Origin of the sequence: Streptomyces sp. NPDC085900, from assembly GCF_044540925.1 — a bacterium.
Classification (GTDB): Bacteria; Actinomycetota; Actinomycetes; order Streptomycetales; family Streptomycetaceae; genus Streptomyces; species Streptomyces gilvifuscus.
This window is the reverse complement of record NZ_JBITSP010000002.1, coordinates 1-21,019: the sequence shown is the minus strand read 5'-3', so window position 1 is coordinate 21,019 and position 21,019 is coordinate 1. Positions and strand designations below refer to the sequence as shown.

The 21,019-nt window shown below is 70.0% G+C and carries 19 protein-coding genes, 1 rRNA gene and 1 riboswitch; of the genes, 8 read left to right on the top strand and 12 right to left on the bottom strand.

What is annotated here, in order from left to right; genetic code table 11:
* The first annotated feature begins 239 nt into the window (after window positions 1–239).
* From ACIGDI_RS04815 to ACIGDI_RS04785, 7 genes are all read left to right on the top strand, one after another.
* Window positions 240–2,192 carry an amino acid transporter gene (locus tag ACIGDI_RS04815; protein WP_399890556.1) on the top strand — a complete coding sequence of 651 codons (1,953 nt, stop codon included), beginning with the start codon at window positions 240–242 and terminating at the stop codon, window positions 2,190–2,192.
* Window positions 2,193–2,288: 96 nt separating this feature from the next.
* A complete protein-coding gene (locus ACIGDI_RS04810; RefSeq protein ID WP_399890553.1) occupies window positions 2,289–2,807 on the top strand; it encodes a hypothetical protein in 519 nt (172 codons plus the stop codon).
* Window positions 2,808–2,966: 159 nt separating this feature from the next.
* The gene (locus ACIGDI_RS04805) at window positions 2,967–3,362 is read left to right on the top strand and encodes a molybdopterin-binding protein (protein WP_399890550.1); all 396 of its coding nucleotides are present in this window, start codon (window positions 2,967–2,969) and stop codon (window positions 3,360–3,362) included.
* Between the two features lie 174 nt (window positions 3,363–3,536).
* On the top strand, window positions 3,537–4,346 hold the full coding sequence (modA, locus tag ACIGDI_RS04800) for a molybdate ABC transporter substrate-binding protein (RefSeq protein WP_399890547.1): 810 nt from the start codon (window positions 3,537–3,539) through the stop codon (window positions 4,344–4,346).
* Window positions 4,343–5,290 carry an ABC transporter permease gene (locus ACIGDI_RS04795; protein ID WP_399890544.1) on the top strand — a complete coding sequence of 316 codons (948 nt, stop codon included), beginning with the start codon at window positions 4,343–4,345 and terminating at the stop codon, window positions 5,288–5,290. Before modA ends, ACIGDI_RS04795 begins: the two co-directional genes overlap by 4 nt.
* A 19-nt stretch (window positions 5,291–5,309) precedes the next feature.
* The gene (locus tag ACIGDI_RS04790; protein WP_399890541.1) at window positions 5,310–6,497 is read left to right on the top strand and encodes an ABC transporter ATP-binding protein; all 1,188 of its coding nucleotides are present in this window, start codon (window positions 5,310–5,312) and stop codon (window positions 6,495–6,497) included.
* Window positions 6,498–6,523: 26 nt separating this feature from the next.
* A complete protein-coding gene (locus tag ACIGDI_RS04785) occupies window positions 6,524–6,943 on the top strand; it encodes a molybdopterin-binding protein (RefSeq protein WP_399890538.1) in 420 nt (139 codons plus the stop codon).
* An 83-nt stretch (window positions 6,944–7,026) separates the two neighbouring features.
* On the opposite strand, the gene gcvP is transcribed toward ACIGDI_RS04785, so the two are convergent.
* The gene (gene gcvP / locus ACIGDI_RS04780) at window positions 7,027–9,912 is read right to left on the bottom strand and encodes an aminomethyl-transferring glycine dehydrogenase (protein ID WP_399890535.1); all 2,886 of its coding nucleotides are present in this window, start codon (window positions 9,910–9,912) and stop codon (window positions 7,027–7,029) included.
* A gap of 178 nt (window positions 9,913–10,090) precedes the next feature.
* A riboswitch (glycine riboswitch) is annotated at window positions 10,091–10,186 on the bottom strand.
* 113 nt (window positions 10,187–10,299) lie between these two features.
* On the opposite strand from gcvP, the gene ACIGDI_RS04775 reads away from it, so the two are divergent.
* Entirely contained in the window at window positions 10,300–10,677 is a 378-nt protein-coding gene (locus ACIGDI_RS04775; protein ID WP_142150237.1) for a PRC-barrel domain-containing protein, read from the top strand.
* Between the two features lie 18 nt (window positions 10,678–10,695).
* Here the strand turns inward: ACIGDI_RS04775 and ACIGDI_RS04770 are convergent, their stop codons facing one another.
* The 11 genes from ACIGDI_RS04770 to rrf form a co-directional block, all read right to left on the bottom strand.
* Window positions 10,696–12,063: a DNA polymerase IV gene (locus tag ACIGDI_RS04770; RefSeq protein WP_399890531.1), complete on the bottom strand. Its 1,368-nt coding sequence runs from the start codon at window positions 12,061–12,063 to the stop codon at window positions 10,696–10,698.
* Window positions 12,064–12,131: 68 nt separating this feature from the next.
* Entirely contained in the window at window positions 12,132–12,815 is a 684-nt protein-coding gene (locus ACIGDI_RS04765; RefSeq protein WP_399890528.1) for a MerR family transcriptional regulator, read from the bottom strand.
* A gap of 262 nt (window positions 12,816–13,077) precedes the next feature.
* Entirely contained in the window at window positions 13,078–13,551 is a 474-nt protein-coding gene (locus tag ACIGDI_RS04760; RefSeq protein WP_004002801.1) for a bifunctional nuclease family protein, read from the bottom strand.
* A gap of 85 nt (window positions 13,552–13,636) precedes the next feature.
* Window positions 13,637–14,371 (bottom strand): MerR family transcriptional regulator, encoded by a 735-nt coding sequence (locus ACIGDI_RS04755; RefSeq protein ID WP_399890525.1) that lies wholly within the window; start codon window positions 14,369–14,371, stop codon window positions 13,637–13,639.
* 41 nt (window positions 14,372–14,412) lie between these two features.
* Window positions 14,413–15,318 carry an FHA domain-containing protein gene (locus tag ACIGDI_RS04750; RefSeq protein WP_200704305.1) on the bottom strand — a complete coding sequence of 302 codons (906 nt, stop codon included), beginning with the start codon at window positions 15,316–15,318 and terminating at the stop codon, window positions 14,413–14,415.
* 61 nt (window positions 15,319–15,379) lie between these two features.
* The gene (locus ACIGDI_RS04745; protein WP_399890521.1) at window positions 15,380–16,249 is read right to left on the bottom strand and encodes a DUF881 domain-containing protein; all 870 of its coding nucleotides are present in this window, start codon (window positions 16,247–16,249) and stop codon (window positions 15,380–15,382) included.
* Between the two features lie 5 nt (window positions 16,250–16,254).
* Window positions 16,255–16,587 (bottom strand): small basic family protein, encoded by a 333-nt coding sequence (locus tag ACIGDI_RS04740; RefSeq protein WP_003988855.1) that lies wholly within the window; start codon window positions 16,585–16,587, stop codon window positions 16,255–16,257.
* A complete protein-coding gene (locus ACIGDI_RS04735) occupies window positions 16,584–17,489 on the bottom strand; it encodes a DUF881 domain-containing protein (protein WP_200704303.1) in 906 nt (301 codons plus the stop codon). The genes ACIGDI_RS04740 and ACIGDI_RS04735 overlap by 4 nt, the downstream gene beginning before the upstream one ends.
* Before the next feature lie 107 nt (window positions 17,490–17,596).
* Window positions 17,597–20,092 carry a sugar phosphate nucleotidyltransferase gene (locus tag ACIGDI_RS04730; RefSeq protein WP_399890518.1) on the bottom strand — a complete coding sequence of 832 codons (2,496 nt, stop codon included), beginning with the start codon at window positions 20,090–20,092 and terminating at the stop codon, window positions 17,597–17,599.
* Between the two features lie 113 nt (window positions 20,093–20,205).
* Entirely contained in the window at window positions 20,206–20,814 is a 609-nt protein-coding gene (locus ACIGDI_RS04725; RefSeq protein WP_399890515.1) for a CDP-alcohol phosphatidyltransferase family protein, read from the bottom strand.
* A 110-nt stretch (window positions 20,815–20,924) separates the two neighbouring features.
* Window positions 20,925–21,019, bottom strand: a 5S ribosomal RNA gene (rrf, locus tag ACIGDI_RS04720); the annotation flags it as partial.

Sequence of the window (21,019 nt, the reverse complement as noted above, 5' to 3'; positions counted from 1 at the left end):
CGGAGATGACGCTGGGTGTCCGCCCACGCCCCTCCCCCGTCCAGCCCATCCGACGCCCGCCACGGCCGCACGCTCCGACCCGGCCCTGCGGACAGCTCTCACCAGGCCGGTCTTAACGCAAGCTTGACGCCCTCACCCCCCTCATCCATGGGCCCGCACGTCACGCTCCGCTTACGCTGGTGCCGCCGTCCGCGTGATGGCCCCCACCACACGCCGAGCCGCACCTCAGGAGCACGTCGATGGCCACCACCGAGCACCCACCCCCCAGTCGCCTGCGCGCCTGGATGCTGGAGGGGCTCTCCGACATGGGCAAGGGCGTCCAGCAGGCGCCGCACGCCAAGCCGGAACCCCCGCACAAGGGCCAGCGCTGGTACCGGGTGATGTGCCTGACCGGCGTCGACTACTTCTCGACCCTGGGCTACCAGCCGGGCATCGCGGCCCTCGCCGCCGGACTGCTGTCACCGGTGGCGACCATCGTGCTCGTGATCGTCACCCTCGCCGGCGCACTGCCCGTCTACCGCCGCGTCGCCGAGGAGAGCCCGCACGGCGAGGGCTCGATCGCCATGCTGGAACGCCTGCTGTCGTTCTGGAAGGGCAAGCTCTTCGTCCTGGCGCTGCTCGGCTTCGCCGCCACCGACTTCCTGATCACCATCACCCTCTCCGCGGCGGACGCGGCGACCCACATGGTCGAGAACCCGCACCTGACCAGCGTGCTGCACGGCCGCCAGATGCTGATCACGCTGGTCCTCGTCGCCCTGCTCGGCGCGGTCTTCCTCAAGGGCTTCCTGGAGGCGATCGGCGTCGCGGTGGCCCTGGTGGTGGCCTACCTCGGCCTCAACGCGGTCGTCGTGGCCGTCGGCCTGTGGCACGTGCTCACCGCGGAGAGCGTCATCACCGACTGGACCAGCGCCCTGACGGCCGAGCACGGCAACATCTTCGCCATGATCGGCGTGTCCCTGCTGGTCTTCCCCAAACTCGCACTGGGCCTGTCCGGCTTCGAGACCGGCGTGGCCGTCATGCCGCACGTGCAGGGCGACCCGGGCGACACCGAGGACAACCCCAAGGGCCGCATCCGCGACACGAAGAAGCTCCTCACGACCGCCGCCCTGATCATGAGCGTCTTCCTGATCGTCACGAGCTTCATCACCACCGTGCTGATCCCCGAGAACGAGTTCAAGCCCGGCGGCCAGGCCAACGGACGCGCCCTCGCCTACCTCGCCCACGAATACCTGGGCAACGCCTTCGGCACGGTCTACGACGTCTCCACCATCGCCATCCTCTGGTTCGCGGGCGCCTCCGCGATGGCCGGCCTGCTCAACCTGATGCCGCGCTATCTGCCCCGCTACGGCATGGCACCGCACTGGGCTCGCGCCGTCCGCCCGATGGTGATCGTCTTCACCCTGATCGCCTTCCTGGTCACCTGGGTCTTCGACGCGAGCGTCGACGCCCAGGGCGGCGCCTACGCCACCGGCGTACTGGTCCTGATGTCCTCCGCGGCGATCGCGGTGACCATCGCCGCCCACCGCGCGGGGCAGCGCGGCTGGACGATCGGCTTCGGCGTCGTCTCGGCCGTCCTGCTCTACGTCACCGGCGCCAACGTCGTCGAACGCCCCGACGGCGTCAAGATCGGCGCCTGCTTCATCGCCGGGATCATCCTGGTCTCCCTGCTGTCACGGCTGGCCCGCGCCTTCGAGCTGCGCGTCACCGACGTCCAGCTCGACGACATGGCGCAACGATTCATCCGGGACATGGCCAGCCGGAAGATACGGTTCATCGCCAATGAGCCCGATCAGCGGGACAAGGCCGAGTACCGCGACAAGATCGAGCAGATCCGCGCCGACAACGACATGCCCGAGGCGGAGGACTTCGTCTTCGTCGAGGTCACGGTCACCGACCCCTCCGAGTTCGAGGCCGGTCTCACGGTGCGCGGCGAGGTCCTGCACAACCGCTACCGCGTGCTGACCCTGGAGTCCTCCTCCATCCCGAACGCCCTGGCCGCGCTCCTCCTCCACGTCCGCGACACCACCGGCTGCATCCCGCACATCTACTTCGAGTGGACCGAGGGCACCCCCTTCGCCAACTTCCTGCGGTTCTTCCTCTTCGGCCAGGGCGAGGTCGCCCCGGTCACCAGGGAGGTGCTGCGCGAGGCGGAACCGGACCGCGCCCGCCGGCCGCGCGTGCACACGGGCTGAGGCACGCGTCAGCATCGCGTCAAGACCGGGCCTCCCTCCGTCAGGACCCCGTCAAGGCCCGTCGTCCCCGCACGCGCCTCGGCCTACGGTCTCGATATGCGAGGCAGCGGACCGCCGAGCCCGGCCGGCGACCGCCACTGGCGTGGCAGCGCACGGCTGGCCGGGTGCTGCGCGCTCGTCTTCTGCGCCTTGGCCGAACTGGTCGACTGGGACGCACACACCCTGACGCCCCTGCGCGCCCTGGTCTGGCTCACCCTCTCCCTCGCGGTCTTCACGGTCCTGCTTCCGCCGCACGTCAGCGCGGGCCCGGGCCTCCTCACCACACGCGGCCCCCTGTACCGGCGGACCATCCACACGGACGCCCTGACGGCGGTGACGCAGTACGGCGGCGTCTCCTCCCACCTGGTGCTCCGGGACGTTCACGGCCACCGGCTGGAACTCGACCCCCGGGTCCTGATCGCCAACCCCCTGCTGTGGCACGAACTGGACACGGGAGCGCGCCGCTCGCTGGAACGGGGCACCCTGCACCAGGGCTTCGACGTCCTGCGGCGCCTCGGCCGGCGCATCGACGACGAGACGGTCCGGGCGGTCCTCGGACAGTCCGGGCTCTCCTGATCCGCCGACGCCGCTGCGGCCGCACCACCACCGCCCGAAGCTCATCCGGCCCAGTATCTCGACGCGCGGCTGGACGGGGCCGCCCGAGCCGTCCGCCGGACGGGCCCCGGGCTCAACCCCTTTTCCGCCGCGATCCGTTCCCGGCCCTATCGTGACCGCATGCAGAGCTACACGATCGGCCAGGCAGCGCGGCTGCTCGGCGTCAGCCCGGACACCGCGCGCCGCTGGGCCGACGCCGGCCGGGTCGCGACCCACCGCGACGAGGGCGGACGCCGGCTCATCGACGGCCGGGCGCTTGCGGCCTTCTCCGTCGAACTCGCCAAGACCGGCAGCACCGAGGACGAAGCCCCGTACACCTCGGTCCGCAACGCCTTCCCCGGGATCGTCACCGCGATCAAACTCGGGGACGTGGCCGCCCAGGTCGAGATCCAGGCCGGCCCGCACCGCCTGGTCTCCCTGCTGACCCGCGAGGCGGTCGAGGAACTCGGCCTGGAGGTCGGCATGGAGGCCACCGCCCGAGTGAAGTCGACCAACGTCCACATCGACCGCGCCTGACCCGTCCGCCCCGCGCGTTCCGTAGAAACGCACATGCGCGCCCCCAGCGCCCATTGGGCCAGCTCATGCGAAGCGACAGGAGACTTACGCCTCGCATATGCGCCAGTATGATCGACGCATGGGAGGGACCCGACGGGCTCCTCCACGGAGGCAACCGAGGGAGTGGACCCCGTGATGACCCGTTCCGCGCGCCGGCCCCTGCGGGCGGCCGGCGCTGGAGCCGCCGCGCTGCTGGCCCTGACCGCCTGCTCGTCCTCCGACTCGAACGACACGAAGTCCGCGTCCTCGCCGTCCTCGTCGGCGAAGCTGTCCGGCACGGTCACCGTCTTCGCCGCCGCCTCCCTCCAGGAGAGCTTCACGACCCTGGGCAAGGAGTTCGAGAAGGAACACCCGGGCACGAAGGTCACCTTCAACTTCGGCGGCAGCGACACCCTGGCGGCGAGCATCACCGGCGGCGCCCCGGCCGACGTCTTCGCCGCCGCCAGCCCCAAGACGATGGCGATCGTGACCGACAAGAAGGACGCGGTCGGCACCCCGGCCACCTTCGTCCGCAACCAGCTGGAGATCGCCACCCTGCCGGGCAACCCCGACAAGGTGGCCTCCTTGAAGGACCTCACCAGGTCGGGCCTCAAGGTTGTCCTGTGCGACAAGACAGTGCCCTGCGGCGCCGCGGCTCAGAAGGCCCTCGACGCGAGCAAGCTGAAGCTCACCCCGGTCTCCTACGAGCAGGACGTCAAGAGCGCCCTGACGAAGGTCGAGCTGAAGGAGGCCGACGCGGCCGTCGTCTACAAGACGGACGTGAAGGCCGCCGGTGACAAGGTGGAGGGTGTGGAATTCCCCGAGTCCGCCGACGCCATCAACGACTACCCGATCGCCCTGCTCAAGAACGCGCCCAACGCCGCCGCGGCCCAGGCCTTCATCCAGCTGGTGAAGTCTGCCGAGGGCCAGAAGGTGCTGAGCGGGGCCGGGTTCCTCAAGCCATGACCTCCGACGACGAGCCCGACGCCGCGGCCGACACCCTCGAGGGCGGCCCGCGGCGCGGCCGCGTCCGCAAGACCGGATCGTCCCGGCACGAGGGCCGCCGGGGCGAGACCGGCTCCCGCCCGCGCGGCCCACGCGGACGGACGTCGTACGGGCGGCACCCGCGAGGCCGCGGGGTCCCGCTGCCCCTCCTGCTCCCCGCCCTGCTCGGGCTGGCCTTCCTGCTCCTCCCACTGCTCGCCCTCCTCGTCCGGGCCCCCTGGAGCACCCTCCCCGACCAGCTGACCAGCGCCGAGGTGTGGCAGGCGCTGCGGCTGTCCCTGGTGTGCGCGACGTCGGCGACCCTGGTGTGCCTGGTCCTCGGCGTCCCGCTGGCCTGGCTGCTGGCCCGCACCGACTTTCCCGGCCGCGGTCTGGTACGGGCCCTGGTGACCCTGCCCCTCGTCCTGCCCCCGGTCGTCGGCGGCGTCGCCCTCCTCCTCGCCCTCGGCCGCAACGGCATCGTGGGCCAGTGGCTGGACTCGTGGTTCGGCATCACCCTCCCCTTCACCACGACCGGCGTCGTGGTCGCCGAGACCTTCGTGGCGCTGCCGTTCCTCGTCATCTCCGTCGAGGGCACCCTGCGCGCGGCGGATCCCCGTTACGAGGAGGCGGCCACCACCCTGGGCGCCTCCCGCTTCACCGCGTTCCGCCGCGTCACGCTGCCCCTCATCGCCCCCGGCATCGCCGCGGGCGCCGTCCTTGCCTGGGCCCGGGCACTGGGCGAGTTCGGCGCGACGATCACCTTCGCGGGCAACTTCCCCGGCCGCACCCAGACGATGCCCCTGGCGGTCTACCTGGCCCTCCAGAACGACCCGGAGGCGGCCATCGCCCTCAGCCTGGTCCTCCTGGCGGTCTCGATCGCGGTACTGGCAGGGCTGCGGGACCGCTGGATGACAACCTCGTGACAAGCGAAAGCGCCACGTGATGCCGAACTCCCACCCCGCAGCCGCCGATGGCGCTCGGCCCCCACAGGGGCCACCCGCGCCCGACCCCGTCACGCGTGGTGCGGGTGGGAACCCCATTCCGGCCGAAGGCCTGAGAACGCACCCGCACCCCACCCCGAAGTCCACCCCCGCCGCCCTGGATGCCCACCTCCAGGTCGCCCACCCCCACTTCCGCCTGGACATCACCCTCGCCGCGGCCCCCGGTGACGTCGTCGCCCTCCTCGGCCCCAACGGCGCCGGCAAGACCACCGCCCTGCGCGCCCTCGCCGGCCTCACCCCCCTCACCGACGGCCACCTCCGCCTCGACGGCACCGACCTGACCCGTACACCCCCCGAGAACCGCCCCGTCGGCGTCGTCTTCCAGGACTATCTCCTCTTCCCCCACCTCACCGCCCTGGACAACGTCGCCTTCGGCCCGCGTTGTCAGGGCGCCTCGAAGGCCGAGTCCCGGGCCCGCGCCACCGAGTGGCTGACCCGCATGGGCCTGGCGGACCACATGACCGCCAGGCCCCGCCGCCTCTCCGGCGGCCAGGCCCAGCGCGTGGCCCTCGCCCGCGCCCTGGCCACCAACCCGCGACTGCTCCTCCTCGACGAACCCCTCGCCGCCCTCGACGCCCGCACCCGCCTCGACGTACGCGCCGAACTCCGCCGCCACCTGGCGGAGTTCGAGGCCGTGGCCGTCCTCGTCACGCACGACCCCCTGGACGCCATGGTGCTGGCCGACCGGCTGGTGGTCGTCGAGCACGGCGAGGTCGTCCAGGAGGGCAACCCGTCCGACATCGCCCGTCACCCCCGTACGGACTACATCGCCAGACTGGTCGGCCTGAACCTCTACAAGGGCCGGGCCGACGGGCACACCGTCCGCCTCGACTCGGGTCCCACCATCACCACCACCGAAATGCTGTCCGGCCCGGTCTTCGTCGCGTTCCCGCCCAGCGCCGTCACCCTCTTCCGCGACCCGCCCACCGGCTCCAGCGCCCGCAACCACTGGCGCTGCGAGGTGGCCGGTCTGGAGACCCACGGCGACCAGATCCGCGCCGACCTCACCGGCGAACTCCCGCTGGCCGCCGACCTCACCACGGTCGCCGCGGCCGAACTCGACCTGCACCCCGGCTCCGTGGTCTGGGCGACGGTCAAGGCGACGCAGACACACGCATACCCGGCATGAAGGGCGCCCGGCCCTAGGGTTTGCCCATGACCCTGAGCATCCGCAACCAGATCCCCGGCACGGTCACCGCCGTCACCCCCGGCGAGGTGATGGCAACGGTCAAGGTGCGCCTCACCGGCGGCCAGGACATCACCGCGGCGATCACCCGGGAGTCCGTCGAGGACCTCGGCCTCACCACCGGCACCGCCGTACGCGCCCTGGTGAAGTCGACCGAGATCTCCCTGGCCACCGCCCCGGTCTCGGGCCTGTCCATCCGCAACCAGCTGCCCGGGACGGTCACCGGCCTCGCCACCGGCGGCGCCATGGCCTCCGTCAAGGTGGCCGTCCAGGGCGCCGAACTGACGTCCGTCATCACCAAGGACGCCGCACAGGACCTCGGTCTGGCGTCCGGCACCTCGGTCGTCGCCCTGATCAAGGCGACGGAGATCTCGCTCGCCACGGCCTGACGGACAGCACACGCGGCGCCCGCACCCCACGCGAAAGGGCCCCGCCGAAGCGGGGCCCTCCTCCGAACCTGGAGCCTGCCGGCTCAGTCCTCGTACGCGTCCAGCGGCGGGCAGGAGCAGACCAGGTTGCGGTCGCCGAACGCCTGGTCGATCCGGCGCACCGGCGGCCAGTACTTGTCGGCGGCCGAGACCCCGCCCGGGAAGACGGCCTCCGCACGCGAGTAGGCGTGCTCCCACTCCCCGCCCAGCGCGGCGGCGGTGTGCGGGGCGCCCCGCAGCGGGTTGTCGTCCGCCGGCCACTCACCCGCGGCGACCTTCTCGATCTCCGCGCGAATGGCGATCATCGCCTCGCAGAACCGGTCGAGCTCGCCGAGGTCCTCGGACTCGGTCGGCTCGATCATCAGCGTGCCGGCCACCGGGAAGGACATCGTCGGCGCGTGGAAGCCGTAGTCGATGAGCCGCTTGGCGACATCGTCCACGCTCACGCCGGTCGCCTTGGTCAGCGGCCGCAGATCGATGATGCACTCGTGCGCGACCAGCCCACCGGGGCCGGTGTAGAGCACCGGGTAGTGGGGTTCGAGCCGCTTGGCGATGTAGTTGGCGGAGAGCACGGCCACCTGCGTGGCCCGCTTCAGCCCCTCGCCGCCCATGAGCCGGACGTAGGCCCAGGAGATCGGCAGGATGCCCGCCGAGCCCCAGGGCGCGGCGGAGATCGGGCCGACGCCCGTCTCCGGCCCGGCGGCCGGCTGCAGCGGGTGGTTGGGCAGGTACGGCGCCAGGTGCGCGCGCACGCCGACCGGGCCGACGCCCGGACCGCCGCCGCCGTGCGGGATGCAGAAGGTCTTGTGCAGGTTGAGGTGCGAGACGTCGCCGCCGAAGTGACCGGGCTTGGCGAGCCCCACGAGCGCGTTGAGGTTGGCGCCGTCGACGTACACCTGCCCGCCGGCGTCGTGCACCTGCGCGCAGATGTCGGCGACGTGCTCCTCGAACACACCGTGCGTCGACGGGTAGGTGATCATCAGCACCGCCAGCTCGTCGCGGTACTGCTCGATCTTCGCCCGCAGGTCCTCGACGTCGATCTCGCCGTCCCCGGCGGTCTTGACGACGACGACCTTCATGCCCGCCATGACGGCGCTGGCCGCGTTCGTGCCGTGCGCGGACGACGGGATGAGGCAGACGGTCCGCTGCTCGTCCCCGTTGGCCCGGTGGTAGCCGCGGACGGCGAGCAGACCGGCCAGTTCGCCCTGTGACCCGGCGTTGGGCTGCAACGACACCTTGTCGTACCCGGTGACCTCGGCCAGCCGCTCCTCCAGCTCGCGGATGAGCGTCAGGTAGCCCTGGGCCTGCTCGGCGGGCGCGAAGGGGTGCATCTGCCCGAACTCGGGCCAGGTGACCGGCTCCATCTCGGTCGTCGCGTTGAGCTTCATGGTGCAGGAGCCCAGCGGGATCATGCCGCGGTCGAGCGCGTAGTCCCGGTCGGCGAGGCGGCGCAGGTAGCGCAGCATCGCGGTCTCGGAGCGGTGCTGGTGGAAGACGGGGTGGGTGAGGAAGTCGTCGTCGCGCAGCAGTTCCTGCGGCAGCGTCTCCTCGACGACGGCGTCCAGCGCCTCGATGTCGCCCTTGACCCCGAAGGCGCTCCACACGGCGCTCAGCTGGGCCCGGCCGGTGGTCTCGTCGCAGGCCATAGAGACGTGGTCGGCGTCGACGAACCGCAGGTTGACGCCGTTGTCCCGGGCGGCGGCGACGATCTCGGCCGCCTGCCCGGGGACGCGCGTGGTCAGGGTGTCGAAGTAGGCGCCATGCACGACCTCGACCCCGCCGGCCCGCAGCCCCTCGGCCAGGATGGCGGCGTACCGGTGGGTGCGCCGCGCGATGCCCTTCAGGCCCTCCGGCCCGTGGTAGACGGCGTACATGCCGGCCATGACGGCGAGCAGCACCTGGGCCGTACAGATGTTGCTGGTGGCCTTCTCACGGCGGATGTGCTGCTCACGGGTCTGCAGCGCCAGCCGGTAGGCCTTGTGCCCGTCCGCGTCCACGGACACGCCGACGAGCCGCCCGGGCAGGCTGCGCGCGAACTTCTCCTGTACGGCCATGTAGCCGGCGTGCGGTCCGCCGAAGCCCATCGGCACACCGAAGCGCTGCGTCGTACCGACGGCGATGTCCGCGCCGAGCTCGCCGGGCGACTTCAGCAGCGTCAGTGCGAGCAGGTCGGCGGCCACGGTGACGAGCGCGCCGAGCTCGTGCGCCTGGTCGATGACCCGCTTGATGTCGCTCACGGCACCGGAGGCGCCGGGGTACTGCACCAGTACGCCGTTGATCTCGCGTCCGGCGAGGTCGGCCGGAATGCCGTCCCGCAGGTCGGCGACCACGACCTCCACGCCCGCCGGCTCGGCACGGGTCTCGATGACCGCGATGGTCTGCGGCAGCGCGTCCGCGTCGACGAGGAAGAGCCCCTTCTTGTTCTTCCCCATACGCCGGGAGAGCGCCATGGCCTCGGCGGCCGCCGTCCCCTCGTCGAGCAGGGAGGCACCGGAGGTGGGCAGGCCGGTGAGGTCGGCGACCACGGTCTGGAAGTTGAGCAGGGCCTCCAGCCGGCCCTGCGAGATCTCCGGCTGGTACGGCGTGTACGCCGTGTACCAGGCGGGGTTCTCCATCACGTTCCGCAGGATGACCGGCGGCGTGAAGGTGCCGTAGTACCCGAGCCCGATCATGGAGTCGAGGACCTGGTTGTGGTCGGCGAGCGAACGCAGCTCGGCGAGCACCTCGGCCTCGGTCCGCGCGCCCGGCAGATCGAGCGCGTCGGCGTTCTTGATCACGTCCGGTACCGCGGCGGCGGTCAGCTCGTCCAGCGAGCCGTACCCGACCTGCGCGAGCATCTTCGCCCGCGCCTCGTGGTCGGGGCCGATGTGGCGCTGCTCGAAGGGGATTCCCTGTTCGAGCTCGGAGAGCGGAATGCGGTGGGCGGTCATTGCGGAGGCCTCCTGGTCTGACACACGACCTTCGAGGGGCACCACGGCGCGGGTACCCGGACGGCCTCCCCCTCTGTCATCTCAACCTGAGAGCTTCACCGGATCGCCCAGGGGCGCCCGGTTTTCACCGTCGGTGAGAGCGGAAGCCGTCGACACCCGCCCTGCTTTCCAGAGTGACCTCGTCCGTGCGGTACGTGAGCCTGAGAGATTCCGGGGAGGATTTGCTCCTTCGGCGCCTCCGGAGTTCTCCGGAGGACTCTCCCGCACGGGGTCAGCAGCCAGTGCCAGCGTACCAGCGGGCACAACACAGGGGTCTTTCGAGTGGCCGCCCGTCCCGTTGTGCTCTTTTGTAGTGCTTAGGACGAGTTGCGAGCAACAGGAGGGCACGTGCAGACCGACATCGATCCGCGCAACCTGATCGGCCGCAAGGCGTTCGACCGCAACGGCACCAAGATCGGTACCGTCGACGAGGTCTACCTGGACGACGCGACCGGCGTGCCCGAGTGGGCGGCGATACGCACCGGTCTGTTCTCCCGCGACGCCTTCGTCCCCCTGGAACCGAGCGAACTGGTCGAGGGCACTCTCCACATCCCCTTCGAGCGCTCCCTCATCAAGGACGCCCCCGACTTCGGTGTGGGCCGCCACCTCTCCCCCGAACAGGAACTGCAGCTCTACCACCACTACGGCCTGGACGTGGCACCCCCGCCGTCCTTCCCGGACCGCAGCTTCGGCAAGCTCGCGGGAACGGAGGACGCGGACGCCTAGGGCCGACCGCGTACCCGGTCACGCGCCGACCCCCTCGACGGAGACCCCCGCCGCCCCCTCGACCAAAGGCAGCGGATCGGCCGGCTCCAGGTCGGGATCGTCGACCCGGAACGTCCGCACCCGCCCCGGCTCCGACCCGGGTGTCTCGAAGCGCACGGTCACCCTGCCCAGCCCGCTCCCCTGCACCCACCCGTGCCCGAACTCGGCATGCCGCACGTCGTGCCCCGCGGGCCACCGGCGCTCGACGACCACCTGCTGCTCCTCGACCGCCTCCTCGACCCCCTCCTCCGCCACCTGCTCGGCCGCCCCTTCCCCGGCCGCCTGGGCGAACAGGTCCTCCTGTGTGTAGTCGGCCAGTCCGCTGACCCCGACCCCCAGCAACCGCACACCCCCCGTCGTGTCCACGGAGTCCAGCAACCGCGCGGCGGCCTCCCGCACCACCGCCGGATCGTCGGTCGGCCCCCGCAGCGTCTCCGACCGGGTCAGGGTGGAGAAGTCGTACCGCCGCACCTTCAGCACGATGGTCCGCCCCGACAGCCCCGCCGCCCGCAGCCGCCGCACACACCGGTCGGCGAGTCGCTGCACCTCCAGCCCCACCCGCAGCCGGTCATGGATGTCCACGTCGTACGTGTCCTCGACGGACACCGACTTCGCCTCGCGCTCGGCCACCACGGGCCGATCGTCGTGAGCCAGCGCCATGGCGTGCAGCGCGTGCCCGTGCGCCTTGCCCAGCAGCCGTACGAGCTCGTCCTCCCCGGCCTCGGCGAGGTCGTCGACCGTGGTGATCCCGGCCCGCCGCAGATGGTCCCCCGTCGCCGGCCCGACCCCCGGCAGGGTCCGCACCGACATCGGCCCGAGCATCGCCCGCTCGGTCCCCGGCTCGATCAGCACCAGCCCGTCCGGCTTGGCCTCCTCGGAGGCGATCTTCGCGAGCATCTTGGACGCCGCGAGTCCCACGGACCCGGTGAGCCCCGTGACGGTCCGTATGTCGGCCCGCAGCTTCTCCCCCACCAGCCGCGCCGAGACCGCGTCCCAGGCCACCCCACCGGCCTCCAGGTCCACGAACGCCTCGTCCAGGCTCAACGGCTCCACCAGGGGCGACAGGGCGTGCAGGAGCCCCATGACCTGCACGCTGATCGCCCGGTAGAAGCCGAACCGGGGCACCAGATACGCGGCGTTCGGCGCCAGCCGCCGCGCCTGGGCCATCGGCATCGCGGACCGCACCCCGAACACCCGCGCCTCGTACGAGGCCGTCGCCACGACCCCGCGCGGCCCCAGTCCGCCCACGACCACGGCCTTCCCGCGCAGACTCGGCTTGGACCCCTGCTCCGCCGAGGCGTAGAAGGCATCCATGTCGAGATGCAGGATCGTGGGCGCGTTTCTCACAACTCCGATGCTGCCCTACGCCACTGACAATGCCCCCGTGCGACGGCCGGACTGCCGTCGCTCCCGCCTCAGACGGCCCGGTTGCGCCGCCGCGCCAGCTCGTCGGCCGGGTTGGGCCCCACCAGGGTCTCGCCGGTGTCGATCCGCTCGCCGTGCAGCTGGGACAGCGCGCTCTCTACGTCCCGCCAGACCACCCCGACGGCGATCCCGAAGATGCCCTGGCCGCCCTGGAGCAGTGCGTGGACCTCGTCCGGCGAGGTGCACTCGTAGACCGTGGCGCCGTCGCTCATCAGCGTCATGCGCTCCAGGTCCCGAAACCCGCTCTCCCGCAGGTGCTGCACCGCGCTGCGGATGTTCTGCAGCGACACACCGGTGTCCAGGAACCGCTTCACGATCTTCAGGACGACGACGTCCCGAAAGCTGTAGAGCCGCTGCGTCCCCGAGCCGTACGCGGGCCGCACGCTCGGCTCGACGAGCCCCGTGCGCGCCCAGTAGTCCAGTTGCCGATAGGTGATGCCGGCGGCCGCGCAGGCCGTCGGCCCGCGGTAGCCGATCTGCTCGGACGCCATGGACGCCGCCCCTCCGCTGGTCGGCACGGCCGCAGGTCGCTGCGGAACGTGATCGGCCGCGCTGCCGTGATGGGGGTCCCCCCAACTCGCACGCAGCTGAGAGCTCGGGGGAGGGTACGATCCGCTGTCCTCCGGACCTCGTCCGGGGGCACCCCCAGCCGTACCGTCGCCGCTGCTTCTCACGCCGACCTCCGTCCTTGACCTGCCTCCTCGACGGTAGGCAGCCACCAGGGGTGCGTCAACGACCGCCACACTCGGCACGCCGAGTGATAATCACCCTGAGAGTGGTTTACCGTGCCCCACCGCGGGGAAAGGCTAGCCGAATGAGCTCGGAGCGAGCCGCAGGACGCTCGCACTGGCCGCCGGCAAATGCGGGCATTTGAGCCGTGATCGCCTGCGAACCGGCCGCTGACGGACCACCGGTGTCCGCCGGGCCGGCCTCGCCTCACTGGCTGCTGGTTCCGAAGTCCTCCGGCGAGATCTGGTCGAGGAACTCGCGGAACTTCTCCACCTCGTCCTCCTGCTCGTCCGGAATCGCGATGCCCGCGTCGTCGAGCACGCCGTCGCTGCCGTAGATCGGCGTTCCGGTGCGCAGCGCCAGCGCTATGGCGTCGGACGGACGGGCGCTCACCTCGACTCCGCTGGCGAACACCAGCTCCGCGTAGAAGACGCCCTCACGCAGGTCGGTGATGCGCACTTCGGTGAGCTCCTGGCCGACGGCCTCCAGCACGTCCTTGAACAGGTCGTGGGTCAGCGGTCGCGCGGGGGCCATGCCCTGCTGGGCGAAGGCGATCGCCGTCGCCTCCCCGGGCCCGATCCAGATGGGGAGGTAGCGGTCGCCTCCCACTTCACGCAGGAGCACGATCGGTTGGTTGGAGGGCATTTCGACCCGGACACCTACGACATCGAGCTCGTTCACACAGCAACCCTAGGACGTGCCCGGGACGTTTGGGTAGTCGGGCAGGAAACGGGGGGACGATCCGGCCCCGCGACGCAGGCCCGGCTCAGGGCAGTCGCACACCGAGCGCGGTCTGCACGAGAGCCGCGTGCAGCCTCACCGTGAGCGCCGCCAGCTCCTTCGTGCGGGCCTCCGCGTGGGCCCTGGTCTGCGGATTGCGGTGCCGCTTCAGCGGGGCCACCACCTGGTCCACGAGCCCCGCCTCGCGGTCGGCGGCGGCCTTCATGGCCCTCAGGTGCCGCGGCTCGATCCCGAACCGCCCCAGCTCCACGACGAGCGAGGCGACGGTGACCGCCTCCGCGTCGTACGACCCGTCCGGCATTGGAGTGAGCAGACCGTAGGACTCCCACTCCTTGAGCTGCTCCTCACCGATCTCGGCGGCGGCGAGCAGCTCGTCCTTTCCGATCCTGGCGGCCGTCGGCCCCTCGAGGGGCTCCAGGACGACCTCACCGTCCCGCTGGCGGCCCACCGCGGGCAGCGCCACGGCCTCGCCGCGCTCCATGGCGTCCAGGTGCTCTCGGATCACCTTGAGGGGCAGGTAGTGGTCGCGCTGCATCCGCAGGACGTGGCCTAGACGCTCGACGTCGCCGACGGTGAACTTGCGATACCCGGAAGGGGTCCGCTGCGGCTCGATGAGCCCTTCCGACTCCAGGAAGCGAATCTTGGAGATGGTGACTTCGGGAAACTCCTCGCGCAGCACGTTCAGCACTGCGCCGATGCTCATCAGACCGTCCGTGGCGGCGGTGCCGTGGCCGGCACCACCGCTCGGTGTTTGCAGCATGGACATTCCCTGGGGTCCCCCCGGACGGAGTCCGGGAGCGGTCAGTAGCCCTGCTGGCTCGCGTAGAAGACCAGCCGGTACTTGCCGATCTGGACCTCGTCGCCGTTGTTCAGGGCGACCTGGTCGATCCGCTCTCGGTTGACGTACGTGCCGTTGAGGCTGCCCACGTCGGCCACCGTGAACGTGCCGTCCGCACCGCGGCGGAACTCCACGTGACGACGCGAGACCGTCACGTCGTCCAGGAAGATGTCGCTCTGCGGATGGCGGCCCGCCGTGGTCAGGTCGCCGTCCAGGAGGAAGCGGCTTCCCGAGTTCGGCCCGCGACGCACGACCAGCAGGGCGGAGCCCAGCGGCAGCGCGTCCACGGCCGCCTGCGCCTCGGGGGAGAGCGCCGGCAGCTGCGTCTGGCCGGTGACCTCGGCGTCGTAGGCCTCGATACCGGAGATGGAGATCGTGGAGGTCGTCTCGGACGGCCGTTCGGCGGCGGCTCCGCCGCGCAGCGGGGCGCCGCAGTTGGAACAGAAGCGGCTGTTCTCCGCGTTGCGGTTACCGCACCTCGTACACACCAGGGCCGACATAGGGGAAAACCCTCCACCCGTACTTGAGGTTGACGGTTGCCCGAAACCTATGCCGCCGGACTGCGCAGGGTCAACCGACGGCGCGCCCTGACCTCCGGAAATGTCACCGCCCGGCCCAGGGACCTGGTCCCGGAAGAGGGGCCGCTGGCCTTCCGCCTCGGGCTGTGCGCGATGACGAGCAGTGGCATTGTCGCTGCCCTCTCGCGCGCTCTTGCCGAACAACTTCGCAAACAACTTCACGGGCGATTCCCCTTGACCGAAACAGACCCGCCCGTGGGGCAGGACGAACCCTGACTCAATACGCCGGCCGACCCGGACATCCTCACAACGTCCGTATCCACCAGACAGTTTCCACCACGCACCACCCAATCGGTGCGCCGACCCCCCGCAACCTCATGCCCCTGCCGGTCGCCCCCCATGCACCGCCGGTTCACTGGGAGGACGACCGAGCGTAGTCAGGCCGCTTCGCCGCTCGCAAGGCGTCCACGACGATCTTGTTCGATCGGTCGACAGTGACGGTGGCCTGCTCCTTCTCGAGAGTCTGCACCACGCCTCCAGGGATGTTGAGCGCCGGTTCGAGGTCCTCCGGCTTGCCGATGACCTTGAAACGATAGGGCGCGTTGATCTTGTTCCCGTCGACGCTCACGCTCTTGCCGGAGTCCGAGAGATAGGTGCTGGCCACGACGCGTACGCCGTTCACCTGGATCGCCTCGGCCCCCGCCGCGCGCAGCTCCTGGACCGCGTCGAGCAGCATGTCCGCCTGGACCGTCCCCTTCGTGTCGTCGATCGTCATCGTGATGCCGGGCCCCTGCGCCGCCACCGTGCCCGCCAGAATGCCGAGTTGCTTCTCCTTCTCGACGGTCTGCTTGCGGGCCTCCTCGGCCTGGTCGGAGCTGTTCTCCAACTCGTCGCGCTGCTTCTGCAGCCCCTGCTTCTCGTCCTCAAGACGTTGAGTACGGTCATCGAGTTCATCGAGGATGCGAACAAGATCTTCCTGACGCGCTCCGCGCAGCGCGCTGTCGCTGTCGCTGTTCGACGCCACCTGGACGGCGAGGCCGAAGCCGAGGCCGAACAGCAGCACCGCGACGATCAGTTGAGCGCGGCTCACCCGAGGCGGCCACAGCCCCTGAACCAGCCGCTGCCGGCCGGTCAGCCGGGGCGCCTCCTCGGGCGTCTCCGCAGGCGTCTCCTCGGGCTTCGCCTCAGTTGCCTCGTCAGCGGCCTCGGGGATCGTCGCGGGCACCTCTTCGGGCAGTTCCTTGCGCAGCCTGTTCTCGGGCTCGTCCTTTGCGTCGCTCATCGGCCTCACGCCCTGAACACGTGCCGACGGATCGCCGCGGCGTTCGAGAAGATGCGGATGCCCAGGACCACGACGACACCGGTGGACAGCTGGGCTCCCACGCCCAACTTGTCGCCCAGGAAGACGATCAGCGCGGCCACGACCACGTTGGACAGGAACGACACCACGAAGACCTTGTCGTCGAAGATGCCGTCCAGCATGGCCCGCAGCCCGCCGAACACGGCGTCGAGCGCCGCGACGACGGCGATCGGCAGATAAGGCTCGACGACCGCCGGAACCTCAGGCCGGACCAACAGTCCGGCCACGACTCCTACGACGAGGCCCAGTACGGCGATCACGATGTGCCCTTCTCCGTCTTCTCGTTCTTCGGCTGTGCTGTACGTACGATCACACTGGGTGCGGCGGGCAGCCGGAGGTCGCCCTGCACCGAGATGCCGGTCCTGATGCCGTAGTTCTCCTGCAGGGCGTGCAGGTACAACCCGTCGGCGCTGTTCTGGAACCTGGTGCTCAGCTGTTTCCCGTTGCCCACGGCCAGCACGGTATAGGGCGGCACCAGCGGCCGGTTGTCGACCAGTATCGCGTCACCCGCGGCCCTGATCGCCGACAGCGCGGTCAGCCGCTGCCCGTTGATGGAGATGGCTTCCGCCCCCGACTCCCACAGCCCGTTCACCACACGCTGCATGTCCCGGTCCCGCAGCCGGCCGGTGTCGGAGAAGTCAGAGGTCTCGCGCGGGTTGCCATTGCCCCCGGAGGTCGCTTCCTTGGCGTCGTTCACGACCAGCCGCACCCCGGGGCCGTGCACCTCGACGGCGCCCGAGAGCAGGCCCACCAGCTCCGACTGGTCGCCGCCACCGCTCTTCTTCAGAGCTTCCCGCTGCCGGGCGCTCACGTCGTCGCGCAGCTTGTCGACGGAGTGCTCCAGCTTGTCCGCGGTCGCCGTCTCACGGTCGATGCGGTCGATCAGTTCCTGGCGCTCCTTGGCGACGACGGGAGCCGCCACCCGCGCCTGTGCCGCCCCCACCGTCACGACCAGCGCCGCGAGCACCAGCCCGGCCGCGAGGCCGAGCCTGGCCCGCAGCGTCCTGGGCATGCCGCCGGCGCCCGCGGCCTTCTTCCGGGCGGCCGCCTCTGCGTAGCCGTCGTCGAGGCTGTGATCCATGACGTTGGTGAGGAGGAACATGGACGCGTCCGGCCGCGAAGGGCGCGTCGGTGTGCTCCGAATGGGGGGCTGCTGCGGCATGCCGCACATCGTCGCACGTTGCGACCGCTACCTCCGAATGACCCCACCTGCGTGCCGGACTGGCCCCCTTGGGGACACTTGTCCGGCACGCACGCGTGCAGGGTTTTTCAGCGCCCGGCGCTGTCCACGACCGCCGCCCACTCGTCGAGCAGGGCCTGCGCGGAGGCGTCGTCCGGCCCTTCCGCCCACAGATGGGTGACGGCCTCGGCGGGGTCGGGCAGCACCATCACCCAACGGCCGTCGGTCTCGACGACACGCACGCCGTCCGTGGTGTCCACGAAGCGGTCTCCGGCCTCTTCGACGACCCGTCGCATCACAAGTCCCTTGACGGCCCAGGGAGTCGCCAGGTCCCGCTTGAGGACGTGCGCACGAGGGATCCGCGCGTCGATCTGGCTCAGCGTGAGCTGCGTCCGCGCCACCAGCCCGATCAGCCGCACGAAGGCTGCCGTGCCGTCGAAGACACTGCTGAACTCCGGGACGATGAAGCCGCCCTTGCCGTCACCGCCGAAGATGGTCGAGTCGTCGCCCCCGACCCGGGTGAGATCGTCGGGCGAGGTCGTCGTCCACTCCACCTGGGTCCCGTGGTACGCCGCCACCTGCTCGGCGATCCGCGTCGTGGTCACCGGAAGCGCCACCCGACCGCTGCGCCGCTCGGCGGCGACCAGGTCGAGCAGCACCAGCAGGGCCCGGTCGTCCTCGATGATCCGGCCCTTCTCGTCGACGAGGGAGAGCCGCTCGCCCACGGGGTCGAACCGGACGCCGAATGCCGCCCTGGACGAGGCCACGATCTCGCCGAGCCTGACCAGCCCGGACCGCCGCTGGTCACCGGTCTCGGTGGGCCGGGCCTCGTCGAGGCCGGGATTGACGGTCAGGGAGTCCACGCCCAGCTTGCCGAGCAGGCTGGGCAGCACGAGCCCCGCACTGCCGTTGGACGCGTCCACGACGACCTTCAACCCGGACTCGCTGATGCCGGTCGTGTCGACGTTCCGCAACAGCGACCCGGTGTACGAGTCGAACACGCTGGCCGGGAAGTGCAGGTCACCGATCTCGCCGGGGAACGCCCGCCGGTACTCCTGACGCGCGAACACCCGGTCCAGCTTGCGCTGACTGCCCTGGGACAGGTCGGCGCCGTTGCCGTCGAAGAACATGATGTCCACGGAGTCCGGCACCCCGGGCGTGGTCCGGATCATGATCCCGCCGGCACTGCCCCGCGCCGTCTGCTGCCTCGCGACGGGCAGCGGCACGTTCTCCAGGTCTCGTACGTCGATGGCGCTGGCCTGCAGCGCCGAGATCACCGCGCGCTTGAGCGCCCGGGCACCGCGGGAGTGGTCGCGGGCCGTGGTGACGGTGGAGCCCTTCTTGAGGGTCGTCGCGTAGGCGCCGGCGAGGCGGACGGCGAGCTCCGGGGTGATCTCCACGTTCAGGATGCCCGAGACACCACGGGCCCCGAAGAGATGCGCCTGTCCCCTGGACTCCCAGATGACCGAGGTGTTGACGAACGCACCGGCCTCGATCGTCTTGAACGGGTAGACCCGAACATTGCCCTGCACGATCGATTCTTCACCGATCAGGCACTCATCACCGATGACCGCGCCGTCCTCGATGCGTGCAGCTCGCATGATGTCGGTGTTCTTGCCGACGACACAGCCGCGCAGATTGCTGTGCTGTCCCACGTACACGTTGTCGTGCACGACGGCCTTGTGCAGAAAGGCCCCGCTCTTCACGACGACGTTGGATCCGATGACCGTGTGTTCACGAATTTCCGCGCCGGCTTCGACCTTGGCGTAGTCGCCGATGTACAGCGGCCCGCGCAGAACCGCGTCGGGATGCACCTCGGCACCCTCGGCGACCCATACGCCCGGGGAGATCTCGAAACCGTCGAGCTCGACGTCGACCTTGCCCTCAAGGACGTCGGCCTGCGCCTTCACATAGCTCTCGTGGGTGCCGACGTCCTCCCAGTAGCCTTCCGCGATATACCCGTAGATCGGCTTCCCTTCCTTCATCAACTGCGGGAAGACGTCACCGGACCAGTCGACGGGCACATCGGGGTCGACGTAATCGAAGACCTCGGGCTCCATCACATAGATTCCGGTGTTCACGGTGTCGGAGAAGACCTGCCCCCAGGTCGGCTTCTCGAGGAAACGCTCGACCTTGCCTTCCTCGTCGACGATCGTGATGCCGAACTCCAGCGGATTGGGCACACGTGTCAGACATACAGTGACGAGCGCGCCCTTTTCCTTATGGAAATTGATCAGGTCCGTGAGGTCGAAGTCGGTCAGCGCATCGCCGGAGATGACAAGGAAAGCATCGTCCTTCAACGCCGCCTCGGCGTTCTTCACGCTCCCGGCGGTACCGAGCGGCTTCTCCTCGTTGGCATAGGAAAGCTCCATGCCGAGCTCTTCGCCGTCACCGAAGTAGTTCTTGACCAATGAGGCCAGGAACTGGACAGTTACGACGGTCTCGTTCAACCCATGCCTTTTGAGCAGCCTCAGCACGTGCTCCATGATCGGGCGGTTCGCCACGGGCAGGAGCGGCTTGGGCATACTCGAAGTCATGGGACGAAGGCGGGTGCCTTCGCCTCCGGCCATCACGACGGCCTTCATGTCGGAAGCGTCCTCCTCAAGAGACGACGGTCTAGCCGACTTCACCCGTTGAGATTGTCCCGCACTTTTGCACCGGGGGCCATCCAGCCGCTAGGGCCGCGGCAATCAGGGGTTCAGTCGGCCATGGCGTCCGCACGGACCAGGCGGCGGACTTGTACCACGTAGAGGACTCCTGCCCACCAATACAGCGTTGTACCCCATCCGGCGAACGCCCATCCGAAAATAGCAGCGAGTGACGCGAGCCAGCCAGTTCCGTCACTGAGCAGGAGCAGCGGGAAGGCGTACATCAGGTTGAAGGTTGCGGCCTTCCCCAGGAAGTTCACCTGCGGCGGCGGATAGCCGTGCCGCCTGAGGATGCCCACCATCACCAGCAAGAGCAGCTCTCGCGCGACAAGTGCAGCGGTCAACCACAGCGGGAGAATCTCGCGCCAGGTGAGACCGACCAAAGTCGAGAGAATGTAGAGCCGGTCGGCTGCGGGATCCAGCAGCCGGCCAAGGCTGCTGACCTGGTTCCAGCGCCGCGCCAGCTTGCCGTCCAGATAGTCGCTGATGCCGCTCAGAGCGAGTACCAGCAGGGCCCACCCGTCACTCTGCGGCCCTCCGAACTCAGGCCTCAGGATCAGCCACAGGAAGATCGGCACGCCGACGAGTCGCGCCATGCTGAGGATGTTGGGGATGGTGAGGACCCGGTCCGTCTGGACACGGGTCTCCTGGACCTCCACCCGGGGGCCTCCTGTGGGAAACGAGCCAACGATGCCCCCTGACCCTACCTCAACGCAAAAAAGCTCTGGCTCTTGGGCTTGATTGCCCAAGAGCCAGAGCTCTAAAAGGAGTTCGGCGGCGTCCTACTCTCCCACAGGGTCCCCCCTGCAGTACCATCGGCGCTGTAAGGCTTAGCTTCCGGGTTCGAAATGTAACCGGGCGTTT

Coding starts and splice junctions, on each gene's coding strand:
- ACIGDI_RS04785 (WP_399890538.1), top strand. CDS start 6,524: ATGACCCTGAGCATCCGCAACCAGATCCCCGGCACGGTCACCGCCGTC.
- ACIGDI_RS04755 (WP_399890525.1), bottom strand. CDS start 14,371: ATGCTGCAAACACCGAGCGGTGGTGCCGGCCACGGCACCGCCGCCACG.
- ACIGDI_RS04810 (WP_399890553.1), top strand. CDS start 2,289: ATGCGAGGCAGCGGACCGCCGAGCCCGGCCGGCGACCGCCACTGGCGT.
- ACIGDI_RS04795 (WP_399890544.1), top strand. CDS start 4,343: ATGACCTCCGACGACGAGCCCGACGCCGCGGCCGACACCCTCGAGGGC.
- ACIGDI_RS04815 (WP_399890556.1), top strand. CDS start 240: ATGGCCACCACCGAGCACCCACCCCCCAGTCGCCTGCGCGCCTGGATG.
- ACIGDI_RS04730 (WP_399890518.1), bottom strand. CDS start 20,092: ATGAAGGCCGTCGTGATGGCCGGAGGCGAAGGCACCCGCCTTCGTCCC.
- ACIGDI_RS04745 (WP_399890521.1), bottom strand. CDS start 16,249: ATGAGCGACGCAAAGGACGAGCCCGAGAACAGGCTGCGCAAGGAACTG.
- gcvP (WP_399890535.1), bottom strand. CDS start 9,912: ATGACCGCCCACCGCATTCCGCTCTCCGAGCTCGAACAGGGAATCCCC.
- ACIGDI_RS04805 (WP_399890550.1), top strand. CDS start 2,967: ATGCAGAGCTACACGATCGGCCAGGCAGCGCGGCTGCTCGGCGTCAGC.
- ACIGDI_RS04790 (WP_399890541.1), top strand. CDS start 5,310: ATGCCGAACTCCCACCCCGCAGCCGCCGATGGCGCTCGGCCCCCACAG.
- modA (WP_399890547.1), top strand. CDS start 3,537: ATGACCCGTTCCGCGCGCCGGCCCCTGCGGGCGGCCGGCGCTGGAGCC.
- ACIGDI_RS04735 (WP_200704303.1), bottom strand. CDS start 17,489: ATGCCGCAGCAGCCCCCCATTCGGAGCACACCGACGCGCCCTTCGCGG.